The sequence below is a fragment of the Mycolicibacterium vulneris genome, assembly GCF_002104765.1.
In the GTDB taxonomy this organism is placed as follows: Bacteria; Actinomycetota; Actinomycetes; order Mycobacteriales; family Mycobacteriaceae; genus Mycobacterium; species Mycobacterium vulneris.
Genome location: NZ_NCXM01000013.1, coordinates 154,029 through 166,612 on the forward strand (window position 1 = coordinate 154,029; position 12,584 = coordinate 166,612).

The window sequence follows — 12,584 nt, forward strand, 5'->3', positions numbered from 1 at the left end:
GCGTTCACTTGATTCCACCGGGGCCGCCGGGGGTGCCGCCGGCGCCGCCCGATGGGGATCCCGGGGAAAATCCGGGGCCGAGGAAGATGAATGCGCCGTGGCTGTATCCGGCGCTCAGCGGTTCGACGCGGATGCTGCACGGGTAGGTGCCGTCGGGGCCGACGATCACGATGTTGTTGCTGTAGCGCAGGTATTCGGTCTTGCCGTTGTCGGCCCGCGCGTCGGGTTCGGCGTAGTCGGCGAGTGTGTCGGCCACTTGTTCGGGCGACCCGGTGCACTGGTAGCGAGTCCCGTTCACGTCGCGGGCGTACTCGTGATAATGGCCCGCGACATACGACGCAATGTTCTTCTGCAGCAAGAGGATTCCGAAGATCAGGCATGTCACCCCGGCCGCGCCCAGCACGCCGGCGATCACGAACAGGCGGTTGCGGCTCACGGGCGCCACCGGCTGGCCGTGTGCACCACCGTTCCGCCGTTGCCGGCGGGACGCCCGGGATAGAGGTGCCAGGTCTGCCAGCGCCAGCCGGCGCCGTCGGGTTCGGCGGCCAGCACTGTCAGCGCGGCGTCATCGCCGGGAAACGTGCCGCCGAGCCAGCCCGCCCGGTTGGCGCAACGGCCGCGCAGGTCCCGCGCGAGGCGGCGAAAGCTCGTCTCGTCATGGGCGTCGGTGCGGGAGTGCAGGCGGTAGCCGGGCGCCTCGGTGCGTTGCGGCAGGTCGGCCCCGAGACTGCGTGCGGTGCAAGAGATCTCCTCGGAGAACGCGTGCTCGACGGCGACGACGTGTGAGGCACCGAGCACGCCCAGCAGCAGCGCGGCGCCGCCGTCTGGGTGGTCCAGCCGGCAGCTGGCCAGCGGCGCGGGCATGGGCGCGTTGAGCGCGAGTCCCAGCCGTTCGCCGGATACGTCGGCCGGGGTCACTGCGAGCTGATGAAGGGGCACCGAGGAGACCTCGTGCTCTACGCCGGGCTGGGTGGGGGCGCCGAGTACACGGTGATCTCGCCGGGTGAGACGGACTTGCCCGTCGATACCTCCCAGGGCATGTCCGGCGCCCAGCGCTCGAACGAGAGCAGCGCCGATTCGTCGGCGTTGGTGCAGTCGACGAATTCCATCTCGCCGCCGGCAGGCAGGCCGGTGGTCCCTTCGGTCGTATAGGAGGCGCGGCCGCGTTCGGACTCGTGGAACATCACGCCGTCGACGACGTATGGGTCGCCGGGCCGCAGCGGCACGTCCTTGCGGGTGACCCACATTGCCAGCTCCAGGCGGCCGTCGTCTTCCTCGACGCTGAACCAGATCGGCTGGTCGCCGCCCTCCAGCAGGTGTTCCCACCAGACGAAGGGGCCTTCACGGTAGGTGACCGAACCGCGCACGATGTAGTCGATGCCGCCGTAGCTCACGATGGCCCCGGGCCCGAGTTGGCGGGGGCCGAACTGCGGCATCGCGTCGGCGGCCATTGGATCCTGGCGCCCGCCGCGCTGGGCCGGTTGCTTCGGCCGCCGCAAAGCCACCACGAGCACCACGATGGACGCGATGAAGAGCACCACGGCGATCATGACCAGCAGAGATCCCACGCCAATCCCTCCGTTGCCACATTGCTCGAGCGAACGGGGCTAAAGCTAACAGCTTTTTCTCGGGTTCGGCGCCCTAACGTCAGCGTGGGAATCGGCGGCACGGCCGCGTGTCCTACAGGGACCCGTCGGCGCCGGCCGCTAAGGTATCGAACAGCTGTTCTACTAGGTGGGAGCGGGAATGCGGGTGATGGGCGTCGATCCCGGCCTGACCCGATGCGGTCTGTCGGTCGTCGAAAGCGGGCGCGGGCGCACGGTCGTCGCGCTGGACGTCGACGTGGTGCGCACGCCCGCGGACGCCCCGCTGGCCGAGCGGTTGCTGAAGATCAGCGACGCCGTCGAGCACTGGCTGGCGACCCACCGGCCGGACGTCGTGGCGATCGAGCGGGTGTTCTCCCAACTCAACGTGTCGACGGTGATGGGCACCGCGCAGGCCGGCGGAGTGGTCGCATTGGCGGCCGCCAGGCGCGGCATCGATGTCCACTTCCATACCCCCAGCGAGGTCAAGGCCGCGGTCACCGGCAACGGTGCCGCAGATAAGGCACAGGTCACCACCATGGTCACCAGAATTCTTGGGCTGCAAGCCAAACCGACGCCGGCCGACGCGGCCGACGCGCTGGCCCTGGCGATCTGTCATTGCTGGCGGGCGCCGATGATCGCCCGGATGGCCGCGGCCGAGGCGATGGCCGCCGAGCAGCGACAGAAGTACAAGGCCAAGCTCGACGCCAAGCTGAAGGTCGCGCGATGATCGCCTCGGTGCGTGGGGAGGTGCTCGAGGTGGCGCTCGATCACGTGGTGATCGAGGCCGCCGGCGTGGGCTATCGGGTGAACGCGACGCCGTCGACGCTGGCCGCACTGCGGTCGGGGACCGAGGCCCGGCTGATCACCGCGATGGTCGTCCGCGAGGACTCCATGACGCTGTACGGGTTCGCCGACACCGAGACCCGCGATCTGTTCTTGACCCTGCTGTCGGTGTCGGGGGTAGGCCCGCGACTGGCGATGGCGACCCTGGCCGTGCACGACGCCGGGGCGCTACGACAAGCGCTGCACGACAGCGACGTCACCGCGCTGACCCGGGTGCCCGGGATCGGCAAACGCGGCGCCGAACGGATGGTCTTGGAATTGCGCGACAAGGTCGGCGTCGGCGCGGCGGACACACCGGCCGGCGCGGGCGCGGGTCTCAATGGCCACGCGGTGCGCAGTCCGGTCGTGGAAGCCCTTGTCGGCCTTGGGTTTGCGGCCAAGCAGGCGGAGGAGGCCACCGACAAGGTGCTGGCCGCCGAGCACGACGCCACCACGTCGAGCGCGCTGCGGGCCGCGCTGTCGTTGCTGGGTAAGTCCCGATGACGGACGACTACGAGGACCGAGAGGTTCGGGAAGTCTCAGCGGCGCTGGCGCCGGCAGAAGGCGACATCGACGTCAGCCTGCGACCGCGCTCGCTGCGCGAGTTCATCGGCCAGCCGCGGGTGCGCGAACAGCTGCAGCTCGTCATCGAGGGAGCCAAAAACCGCGGCAACACACCGGATCACATTCTGTTGTCCGGTCCGCCGGGGCTGGGCAAGACGTCGCTAGCCATGATCATCGCGACCGAGCTCGGGTCGTCGCTGCGGGTGACGTCCGGCCCGGCGCTGGAACGCGCCGGCGACCTGGCCGCGATGCTGTCCAACCTGGTCGAGCATGACGTGCTGTTCATCGACGAGATCCACCGCATCGCCCGCCCCGCCGAGGAGATGCTCTACCTGGCGATGGAGGACTTCCGGGTCGACGTGGTGGTCGGCAAGGGCCCCGGGGCGACGTCGATTCCGCTGGAGGTGGCGCCGTTCACCCTGGTGGGCGCGACCACCCGGTCCGGTGCGCTGACCGGCCCGCTGCGCGACCGGTTCGGCTTCACCGCGCACATGGACTTCTACGAGCCCGCCGAGCTGGAGCGGGTGCTGGCGCGCTCGGCCGGGATCCTGGGCATCGAGCTCGGCGCCTCGGCGGCCGAGGAGATCGCCCGGCGCTCGCGCGGCACTCCACGCATCGCGAACCGGCTGCTGCGCCGGGTCCGCGACTTCGCCGAGGTTCGCGCCGACGGCGTGATCACCCGCGACGTCGCCAAGTCCGCGCTGGCGGTCTACGACGTCGACGAGCTGGGCCTGGACCGGCTGGACCGAGGGGTGCTCTCGGCGCTGACCCGCAGCTTCGGCGGCGGCCCGGTCGGGGTGTCGACGCTGGCGGTGGCGGTGGGCGAGGAGGCCGCCACGGTCGAGGAGGTGTGCGAGCCGTTCCTGGTCCGCGCCGGCATGATCGCGCGCACGCCCCGGGGCCGGGTGGCCACCGCCAAGGCCTGGACGCACCTCGGCATGACGCCGCCGGCCGGGGTCACCGGCCTCGGCCAGGCCGGCCTGTTTGACTAGCGGCGATCGCCCCGGCCGTTTCGCGGCCAAATCGTGACCTTTAGGCCCGGCCGGGTCCGAACGTTCGCCGGGCGCGGCGTCCGGCCAGCTCAGGCCGCCGGCGCCGCCGAGTGCGCGGCCGCAACCGTCGCCCCCGGGCGCCCGTTCGGGTGGCCCCAGCAAACATCAGCCAGCGCGTGGCCGGTTACACCCCGGCGCCGTCGGGTAACCAGCCTCACAGCAGTCATACCTGTCTGAAGGAGGTTCCGATGAGGACCACAAGCCACGACTACGATCGCCCTCGCGCGCTGTACATGCCACGTTCCCGCGGCGCGCTAACCGGGTTACTCCTGATTCTTCTGGGTGCGTGGGGCGCGTTGGTGCCGTTCTTCGGGCCCAACATCGACTGGGCGTACATGGCCGACCCGGCATGGACGTGGACCACGGCCAAAGGCTGGCTGGAGGTGCTCCCCGGGGCCGCCGCCGCGGTCGGCGGCCTGCTGGTGCTCATGTCCGGTAACCGTGCCAGCGCCGTGTTCGGCGGCTGGCTGGCGGTCGCCGGCGGCGCCTGGTTCGTGGTCGGCCGCGCGTTCGCGGCGACGCTCGGCATCGGCGACATCGGTCAACCGATGGCGTCGACGGACCTGAAACGAGCCCTGCTCGAGGTCACCTACTTCACCGGCCTGGGCGCCCTGATCGTGTTCCTGGGCGGGGCCGCGGCGGCGCGCCTGGCGGTTCGGCACGCGCGTGACGTCGTGGTGGCGCAACCGGCGCCGGTGGCGGGCGAGGCCGTCCCGGCGGCCCAACCGGCCATGTATGACGAGACCCGCGGCCCCGCGGGGGCGGGGGCGGACGCCGTGGCGGCCGAGCGGGCGCCCCGCGGGCGCACCGGTGGTGGCCTTTTCCGTCGGCGCCCCGCGGGCGAGGGTGGTGGCCTGTTCCATCGGCGCGCCGATGGTGATGGTGGCGGCCTGTTCCACCGGCGCCACCACCACGCCGGCGCCTAGCGCGCAATCTCCGAGGCGGGAGGCCCCGGTAGCCCTTGGCTACCGGGGCCTTTTCGCGTCAGGCTGGCCCGGCAAACCTCCGGTCGGTAATGTTCACCGGCCGAGACAAGCGAAATGTGGTATCCGCCACACGGGCCGCGACCGGCGAGGAGGAGCGATGATCACCACCGCGTTGGTGTTCGCCGCACTGGCGGCGTTGCTGCACGTCTACATCTTTGTGATCGAATCGTTGACCTGGACCTCGGACCGCACCCGCGCCACCTTCGGTACCACCCCGGCCGAAGCCGAAACCACCAAGCTGCTCGCCTTCAACCAAGGCTTCTACAACTTGTTCCTGGCCATCGTCACCGGTGTGGGCATCGCTGCAGTTGCCTTGGGGCACAAGGGGATTGGAGCGGCGCTGATCTTCGCGGGAGTTGGGTCGATGGCCGCGGCCGCGGTGGTGCTGATCGCGTCCGACCGCGACAAGGTGCGCGCCGCCGCGACGCAGGGCACCATTCCGGCGATCGCCATCGTGCTCCTGCTGCTCGGCCTTCAGCAGTAACACCAGTCCCAGCAGCCTCAAAAGCCACGGCTACCGGTGGCTTTCGAGTTCCGCGTGGGTTACTAGTGGAAGGCGCTGGGTAACCATCCCAGGCCGGAATTCGACCCGGTATTCAACGAGGGGATGTCATGAAATACGCAGAAGACGGCCAACCCCGCGGGCTGAGTATGCCGCGCTCGCGCGGCGCGGTCAGCGGATTGCTCCTGGTCATTTTGGGAGCTTGGGGGGCGTTAATACCGTTTGTTGGGCCGCACTTCAATTTCGCCTACACACCCGACCGAGACTGGGCTTGGAGCGCGGCCCGGGGTTGGCTGGAGGTGGCGCCGGGAGCGGCCACCGCACTGGGCGGCCTGTTACTGATCGTCGCCAGCAACCGGGTCGCCGCCATGCTGGGCGGTTGGCTGGCCGTGCTGGCCGGCGCCTGGTTCGTGGTGGGCGGCCAGGTCGCCCCATTGTTGGGAATCGGCTCGGCCGGTGATCCTATCGCCGCGACGGACCGCAAGCGCGCGGTGCTCGAGGTCACGTACTTCTCGGGGCTGGGCGCGCTGATCATCTTCGTGGGTGGCGTGGTGCTGGCGCGCACCGCCGTGCGCCTGGCCCGCGACGTGCATCCGGTGGCGGGCGAACCCGTCGCCGCGGCGCCGGGCGTTGAGCCCTACCGGGATTCGGTCTACGAGCCGGCCGAGGTCTCCTCGGGCGCGCTGACCAAGCCGCGACCGTCGGCGGACCCCGAGCCCAAGCGGGGATGGCGCAAGAACCGCGCCGGTGCGGGGGCCGGCACTAACGCCGCGTACCTGCGCTGGCCCCACCCGCAGCGGTAGTTCGCGTCGATCAATAGCAATCGCCCAGTCCCGCAGCGGGACTGGGCGATTGCGTTCTTGTCGTTAGAGCAGTCCGAGCAACTGCAGGTTGGTGATGTACTTGACGATCACCGGGGCCGACACATGCGGAATGTCTTTATCGGGGCCGATTTTCGCTTCCTGCACCGCCGCACGGAACACATCCGTGGGTGCCATCGAGCCGTTGATCGGCTTCTCCGGCTTCCGGTAGTTGTGCAACAGCGGCAGCAGCGAGTACTGACGCTGCCGATCTGGCAGGGCCCGCAGCGAGGTCTCGAACCGCCGTAGCCACTCGGAGTAATCGGGGATGCGCTCGATCGAGTACCCGGCCTCGACCAGCCAATCGATGTACTCGTCGAGTCCGATGCCGTCGTCGTACGGGTTCATCACGTGGTACGTCTGGAAGCCGGTGTCGCTGTCCAGGATCTGCGTTCCCAGCGTCGAGATCGCCGCGGCGATGAACTCGACCGGCAGACCGTCGTAGTGCGCCCGCTGCCGGTTGCCGTCGGCGTCGAGCTCGTAGAACGAACCGGGCGCGATACCGGTGGCGACCAGGCTCAGCATCAGCCGGGTGAACATGTCCGGCAGGTTGAGCTGTCCGGCATAGGTGGTGTCGGCCAGGATCATGTCGCAGCGGAACACCGTGACGGGCAGGCCGCACAGGTCGTGTGCCTCACGCAGTAACACCTCGCCGGCCCACTTGCTGTTGCCGTAGCCGTTGGCGTAGTTGTCGTTGATCTCGCGGGTGGCGCTGATCTGCCGGATGTCGGCGTTCTCGACGAACTTGCCCGGCTGGATCTGGTCGCCCACACCGATGGTCGACACATACGTGTACGGCTTTTGCTTGGACGTCAACGCAATTCGGATCAGCTCCGCGGTGCCCAGGGCGTTGGGGCCGAACAGCTCGCTGTAGGGCAGCACGTGGTTCACCAGCGCCGCCGGGTCGACGATGACGTCGACCGTGTCGGCCAGTCGCTGCCAGGTCTGCTGGTCCAGGCCGAGGTTGGCCTCGCCCTTGTCGCCCGCGATGACCTCGAGGTGGTCGGCGGCCAGCTCCTGATAGTGCGCCAGCAGTTCCGGGTCGCCGCTGTCGAAGGTCTTGTCCAGCCGGGCGCGCGCCTCCTCGTCGGACTTGGCCCGCACCAGGGCGATGACCTTGCCGTCGACCATGTCCATCCGCTCGAGCCAGTCCAGTGCCAGGTAGCGGCCCAGGAATCCGGTCGCGCCGGTCAACAGCACCGTGCGCACCTCGGTCGCCGGCTTCGGCAGGCTCGGCGCGCCGGCCAGGATGGCCTCGTCGAGGAACTTGTCCAGTGTGAGGTCACTGGCGTGCACCGTCGTGGCGTCGCGTCCGTGCACCGCGGCCAACGTCGGCCGCTTGGAGCCCTGCAGCTCGGCCTCGATGTAGGTGGCGATGGCCGCCAGGTCGTTGGCCGGGCTGACGATGACACCCACCGGGACGTCGACGTCGAAGATCTCGCGGAGCAGGTTGCCGAATGTCAACGCCGACAACGAGTCTCCACCCAGATCGGTGAAGTGGGCGTCGGGGGACAGGTCGCTGGTCGCGGCGCCCAGCATGGCGGCCGCGGCGCGGCTCACGGTCTGCAGCACCGGCGCCTCGGCACCGCTGCGGCGCAGTTCGGCCAGCTCGTTGGCCTGTCCGGCGGCCAGGTCGGCGTAGATCTGCTCGAGCCGTTCGCCGTAGTGCTGCTTCAGCTTCGGCCATGCCAGCTTGCGGATCCCGGTCAGCAGACCGTTTTCCAGCGTGAACGGGGTGGTCTCGATGATGAAGTCGCGCGGCACCTCGTAGGACTGCAGGTTGGTCTCTTTGGCGACCTTCTGCAGCGAGTCGGCGATCTTTGGCTTGAGCGACTCAATGTCGTTGTCCGCCAAGGCCTCTTCGGTAGGCACCACGACGGCCAGCAGGTAGGGCTGGGCGCTGTTGCCGTAGACGTAGATCTGGCGGATCAGCGGGCTGTTGCCGAACACCGCTTCGAGCTTGGCCAGCGTCACGAACTCGCCCTGTGCGAGCTTGAGCACGTTGTTGCGGCGGTCGACGTACACCAGCCGGTTCGGAGCGATTTCGGCGAACACGTCACCGGTGCGGTAGTAGCCGTCGTCGTCGAAAACGTTGGCGGTGGTCTCGGCCCGCTTGTAGTAGCCGGGGAACATGTTCTCGGTCCGCAACAACAGCTCACCGCGCGGGTGCGGGCGGTCGGTGCTGAAGTAGCCCAGGTCCGGAACGTCGACCAGCTTGTAGTCGATCACCGGCGGGCGCTGAATCTCCCCGTCGAACAACACCATTCCGGCCTCGGTCGAGCCGTAGCCGTCCATCAGGTGCATCTGCAGCAGCGACTCGGCCCACTTCTTCAACTCCGGTGAGGTGGGCGCGGAGCCCGTCATCGCGAAGATGAACCGCCCGCCCAGCAGGTACTGACGCTGTTCTTCCAACACCGCGGCCGCCACAGTCTCGCGCGCCTCTGGGCCCGCATCGCCGTCGGCCAGACGACGTTCGACCTGGCGCTGGAATTCACCGAACAGCGTCTCCCAGATGCGCGGGACGAAGTTCATCTCGGTGGGCCGCACCAACTCGAGGTCCTCGAGCAGGGTGGACAGGTCGCTGCGCGCCGCGAAGTAGGCGGTGCCGCCATTGCCCAACGTGCCGTAGAGGATTCCGCGGCCCATGACGTGGCTCATCGGCATGAAGTTGAGGGTGATCGACGCGGCGGTCTCGCCGAACCAGTTCTTGCTGCCGCGCCGCCACATCTTGCCGACGTTGCTCTGCGGGTACATCGCGCCCTTGGGGGCGCCGGTGCTTCCGGAGGTGTAGATCAGCAGCGCGAGTGAGTCCTCGTCGGTCTGCTGCTCGGGCGCCGGGGGTAGGTCCTTGCCGCGCTGCAGCACGTCGGCGAGCTTCTCGACGACCACGCCGGTGTCGGCCAGTCGGGCCACGGCGTTTTCCACAGCCTCGCGCTGGTCGTCGACCTCGGGCTGGTAGTCGAACACGACGAGCTTGCCGGGCACGTGCTCGCCGGCCAGGATCAGCTCCACCGCGTCGGCCAGCTGGTTGACGCTCGAGGCGATCAGGCTGGGCTCGGTTTCGGCCACGATCGGCTCCAGCGACGAGATCGCCGCGCTGGTCTGCAGCGGCACCGACACGGCGCCGATGGTCCCCAGCGCGATGTCGATGGTGGCGTAGTCGACACTGTTGAAGCCCAGCACGCAGACGCGGTCGCCGGTGCTTACCGAGTCACTGGCCCAGGCGCGGCCGAGAGCCGAAACCCGTTCGCCGAGTTCGCCATACGTGACTGTCTCGAAGCGCGGGAGCAGCTCGGCCGACGTCCGTCCGGTCTTGGCGTCCTTGACGAACTCCACGACGCGCTGCCCCAGTGCCGGCCGGTCGGCGTAACCGTCCAGCACCGTCCGGATGATCTGCGGCAGCCGCAGCCCTGGCTGTTCGGTGGCAGCGGTGATCGCCGGGTCCGGCCGGGCGGCGGCGAACTGGGGGTCGTTGGCAATGAGGTGCTCGATGCGGCGGTCGAGTTCTTCGTCATGAATAGCAGTCGACATAACAGATCCCTTGCGAATGAAAGTTAGCGAGTCAATTTGCGCTGTGCGCGCTGATTCATAGAACGTTAGCTAAAGTAACGGTATTCCACCATGATCCCGCCTTCGTGGTGTTGTGAGATTGCCCACGCGGGACGGGACGCTTGTCCAGGTCTTACAGGTCGCGCAGGAGTCCGCCGAGGATTTCGATGCCCTCCGTCAGCAGCTCGTCGCCGATGGTCAGCGGAGGCAGCAGGCGGATGATGTTGCCGTACATGCCGCAGGTCAGGACAATCACGCCGGCCGCGGCGGCCGCGACGGTCAACTTCTGCGTCAGTTCTTTGTCGGGCTCGGCGGTTCCCGACTTCACCAGTTCGATGGCGATCATGGCGCCCCGGCCGCGCACGTCGCCGATTCGGTCGTCGGCGGCCTGCAGGCGCAGCAGCGGTTCGGTGATCAGGCGTTCCAACTGCTGGGCCCGTTCGATCAGACCGTCGTTCTCGATCGTCTCGATGGTGGCCAGCGCGGCCGCGCAAGCTAGAGGGTTTCCGCCGAAGGTGCCGCCCAAACCGCCAACGTGCGGCGCGTCCATGATCTGCGCCCGGCCGGTGACCGCCGACAGGGGCAGCCCGTCGGCGATGGCCTTGGCGGTGCAGATCAGGTCAGGCTCGATGCCCTCGTGCTCGCACGCGAACATGGCGCCGGAGCGAGCGAACCCGGTCTGCACCTCGTCGGCGATGAACACCACGTCGTTCTTGTGGCACCAGTCCAGCAGGGTGGGCAGGAAGCCCTCGGCCGGAACGATGAACCCGCCCTCACCCTGGATCGGCTCGATGAGGAGGGCGGCCAGGTTGTCGGCGCCGATCTGGCTGTCGATCACGTTGATGGTGCGCGCGGCGGCCTTTTCCCCGTCGGTGGCCAGTTCCTTGTCGATCAGGCCGTCCCGATAGGGGTAGGACAGCGGCGCGCGGTAGACCTCCGGGGCGAACGGGCCGAAACCGCTCTTGTAGGGGGCCGACTTGGCGGTCAGCGCCATGGTCAGGTTGGTGCGGCCGTGATAGGCGTGGTTGAACGCCACCACGGCGGGCTTGCGGGTGTACGCGCGCGCCACCTTGATGGCGTTCTCGACCGCCTCGGCGCCGGAGTTGAACAGCACCGAGCGCTTCTCACCCGAACCCGGGGTTATCCGGTTGAGCGTCTCGGCGACGGCGACGTAGGACTCGTAGGGCGTCACCATGAAGCAGGTGTGCGTGAACTCGGCCACTTGCGCGCGCACCGCTTCGACGACCCTGGGCGACGAGTTGCCGATGGTGGTCACCGCGATGCCGGAACCGAGGTCGATCAGCCGGTTGCCGTCGACGTCCTCGATAATGCCGCCGCCGGCGCGCTTCACGAAGACCGGCACCGACACGTTCACCGCGTGCGACACCGCCGCCGCGCGGCGCTTGGTCAGTTCCAGCGATGCCGGACCGGGGATCTCGGTGACCAGCTGGCGAGTCTGCTCGAGGCTGGCCACCACATAACTCCTCCCCGCGGCGCGCGTCTCACGTCGCATCAAAAGCCTATAGACCTTGGCGCCGGGGGGCACTCCGTGCACCGTGGCGGTTGGTCGTGACCCGCGGCCTGCCAGACTGAACGGGCACACTGGACCGTTACGAGGTGCGCGACGCTCGAGTCGTACCGGCACCCAGCCACCAGGAAAGCCCCGATAATTTACGACGAAAGACAGGCGCGTCCATGCAAAGTTTGATCCTGTTCCTGCCGTTCCTGCTCATCATGGGCGGGTTCATGTACTTGGCGTCGCGCCGCCAGAAGCGCGCGATGCAGGCCACCATCGACCTGCACGAGTCGCTGCGTCCCGGCGACCGGGTGCACACCACGTCGGGCCTGCAGGCCACCGTTGTCGCGATCACCGACGACAACGTCGACCTGGAGATCGCACCCGGCGTGGTGACCACCTGGATGAAGCTGGCGATCCGCGACCGGATCCTGCCCGACAACGACGACGACCTGTCCGACGGCGACGACTCCGCCGACGAGGACCCGATCACCAAGGATTTCTGACCGGGATTCCCCACCGATCGCTGCAACGGACCGCTTGCGCAACGGGCAAGTGGGGGCCACGTAGGCTCTGTCCGGGGTAACTAACCGATTTTCGAGGAGATAGAAGGAACGTGGCATCGTCTTCGGCGCCGGTGCACCCTGCCCGCTACCTGTCGGTCTTCTTGTTATTGCTCGTCGGCGTCTACCTGCTGGTGTTTCTCACCGGGGACAAGCGGGCCGCCCCCAAGCTCGGTATCGACCTGCAGGGCGGCACCCGGGTCACACTGACCGCGCGCACTCCGGACGGCTCGAAACCCAGCCGTGAGGCGTTGGCGCAGGCCCAGCAGATCATCGGCGCCCGGGTCAACGGGCTCGGCGTCTCCGGTTCGGAGGTCGTCGTCGACGGCGACAACCTGATCATCACGGTCCCCGGGAACGACGGCAACGAGGCCCGCAACCTGGGCCAGACCGCCCGCCTCTACATCCGGCCGGTGCTCAACTCGATGCCGGCCCAGAGCGCCGAGCCCAAGCCGCCGGCGCGCCAGCCCGCGGGCGGTCAGCCGGCTCCGGGGCAGCCCGCGCCCGGTCAGCCCGCCCCGGGGCAGCCGGCTCCCGGCCAGCCCGCTCCGGCTCAACTGGCCCCCGCTCAACCCGCTCCCGCC

The 12,584-nt window shown here is 68.6% G+C and carries 12 protein-coding genes and 1 pseudogene; 8 read left to right on the forward strand and 5 right to left on the reverse strand.

Translation table 11 applies throughout. The features are described from left to right. Positions 1-4: 4 nt before the first annotated feature. Genes B8W69_RS14750 through B8W69_RS14760 form a run of 3 tightly spaced genes read right to left on the reverse strand, consistent with a single transcriptional unit; the run spans position 5 to position 1,568 of the window. The gene (locus B8W69_RS14750; protein WP_085290541.1) at positions 5-436 is read right to left on the reverse strand and encodes a DUF4247 domain-containing protein; all 432 of its coding nucleotides are present in this window, start codon (positions 434-436) and stop codon (positions 5-7) included. Then, complete coding sequence (locus tag B8W69_RS14755) at positions 433-939, reverse strand: DUF2617 family protein (protein ID WP_085290514.1); 507 nt, start codon at positions 937-939, stop codon at positions 433-435. The genes B8W69_RS14750 and B8W69_RS14755 overlap by 4 nt, the downstream gene beginning before the upstream one ends. A gap of 17 nt (positions 940-956) precedes the next feature. After that, on the reverse strand, positions 957-1,568 hold the full coding sequence (locus B8W69_RS14760) for a DUF4178 domain-containing protein (RefSeq protein WP_085290515.1): 612 nt from the start codon (positions 1,566-1,568) through the stop codon (positions 957-959). A gap of 178 nt (positions 1,569-1,746) precedes the next feature. On the opposite strand from B8W69_RS14760, the gene ruvC reads away from it, so the two are divergent. The 6 genes from ruvC to B8W69_RS14790 all read left to right on the forward strand — a co-directional run bounded on the left by ruvC (position 1,747) and on the right by B8W69_RS14790 (position 6,315). Continuing rightward, entirely contained in the window at positions 1,747-2,313 is a 567-nt protein-coding gene (gene ruvC, locus B8W69_RS14765; protein ID WP_085290516.1) for a crossover junction endodeoxyribonuclease RuvC, read from the forward strand. Continuing rightward, positions 2,310-2,912: a Holliday junction branch migration protein RuvA gene (ruvA, locus tag B8W69_RS14770; RefSeq protein ID WP_085290517.1), complete on the forward strand. Its 603-nt coding sequence runs from the start codon at positions 2,310-2,312 to the stop codon at positions 2,910-2,912. The genes ruvC and ruvA overlap by 4 nt, the downstream gene beginning before the upstream one ends. Then, complete coding sequence (ruvB, locus tag B8W69_RS14775) at positions 2,909-3,964, forward strand: Holliday junction branch migration DNA helicase RuvB (protein ID WP_085290518.1); 1,056 nt, start codon at positions 2,909-2,911, stop codon at positions 3,962-3,964. The genes ruvA and ruvB overlap by 4 nt, the downstream gene beginning before the upstream one ends. A 248-nt stretch (positions 3,965-4,212) precedes the next feature. Then, positions 4,213-4,950: a hypothetical protein gene (locus B8W69_RS14780; protein ID WP_085290519.1), complete on the forward strand. Its 738-nt coding sequence runs from the start codon at positions 4,213-4,215 to the stop codon at positions 4,948-4,950. 157 nt (positions 4,951-5,107) lie between these two features. Then, positions 5,108-5,494, forward strand: coding sequence for a DUF1304 domain-containing protein (locus B8W69_RS14785; RefSeq protein WP_085290520.1), 387 nt, complete (start codon positions 5,108-5,110; stop codon positions 5,492-5,494). Between the two features lie 128 nt (positions 5,495-5,622). Continuing rightward, positions 5,623-6,315: a hypothetical protein gene (locus tag B8W69_RS14790; protein WP_085290521.1), complete on the forward strand. Its 693-nt coding sequence runs from the start codon at positions 5,623-5,625 to the stop codon at positions 6,313-6,315. Between the two features lie 63 nt (positions 6,316-6,378). Here B8W69_RS14790 and car read toward each other — a convergent pair whose 3' ends face one another. Next, positions 6,379-9,903 (reverse strand): carboxylic acid reductase, encoded by a 3,525-nt coding sequence (gene car / locus B8W69_RS14795; RefSeq protein ID WP_085290522.1) that lies wholly within the window; start codon positions 9,901-9,903, stop codon positions 6,379-6,381. A 151-nt stretch (positions 9,904-10,054) separates the two neighbouring features. Further along, entirely contained in the window at positions 10,055-11,395 is a 1,341-nt protein-coding gene (gabT, locus tag B8W69_RS14800; RefSeq protein WP_085290542.1) for a 4-aminobutyrate--2-oxoglutarate transaminase, read from the reverse strand. Positions 11,396-11,616: 221 nt separating this feature from the next. Here gabT and yajC point away from each other — a divergent pair, with 221 nt between their 5' ends. Beyond that, positions 11,617-11,943 carry a preprotein translocase subunit YajC gene (yajC, locus tag B8W69_RS14805; protein ID WP_085290523.1) on the forward strand — a complete coding sequence of 109 codons (327 nt, stop codon included), beginning with the start codon at positions 11,617-11,619 and terminating at the stop codon, positions 11,941-11,943. Positions 11,944-12,053: 110 nt separating this feature from the next. Further along, positions 12,054-12,584: pseudogene (locus tag B8W69_RS14810) on the forward strand (protein translocase subunit SecD); the annotation flags it as partial.

Coding starts and splice junctions, on each gene's coding strand:
- ruvC (WP_085290516.1), top strand. CDS start 1,747: ATGCGGGTGATGGGCGTCGATCCCGGCCTGACCCGATGCGGTCTGTCG.
- ruvA (WP_085290517.1), top strand. CDS start 2,310: ATGATCGCCTCGGTGCGTGGGGAGGTGCTCGAGGTGGCGCTCGATCAC.
- ruvB (WP_085290518.1), top strand. CDS start 2,909: ATGACGGACGACTACGAGGACCGAGAGGTTCGGGAAGTCTCAGCGGCG.
- B8W69_RS14780 (WP_085290519.1), top strand. CDS start 4,213: ATGAGGACCACAAGCCACGACTACGATCGCCCTCGCGCGCTGTACATG.
- B8W69_RS14785 (WP_085290520.1), top strand. CDS start 5,108: ATGATCACCACCGCGTTGGTGTTCGCCGCACTGGCGGCGTTGCTGCAC.
- B8W69_RS14790 (WP_085290521.1), top strand. CDS start 5,623: ATGAAATACGCAGAAGACGGCCAACCCCGCGGGCTGAGTATGCCGCGC.
- car (WP_085290522.1), bottom strand. CDS start 9,903: ATGTCGACTGCTATTCATGACGAAGAACTCGACCGCCGCATCGAGCAC.
- yajC (WP_085290523.1), top strand. CDS start 11,617: ATGCAAAGTTTGATCCTGTTCCTGCCGTTCCTGCTCATCATGGGCGGG.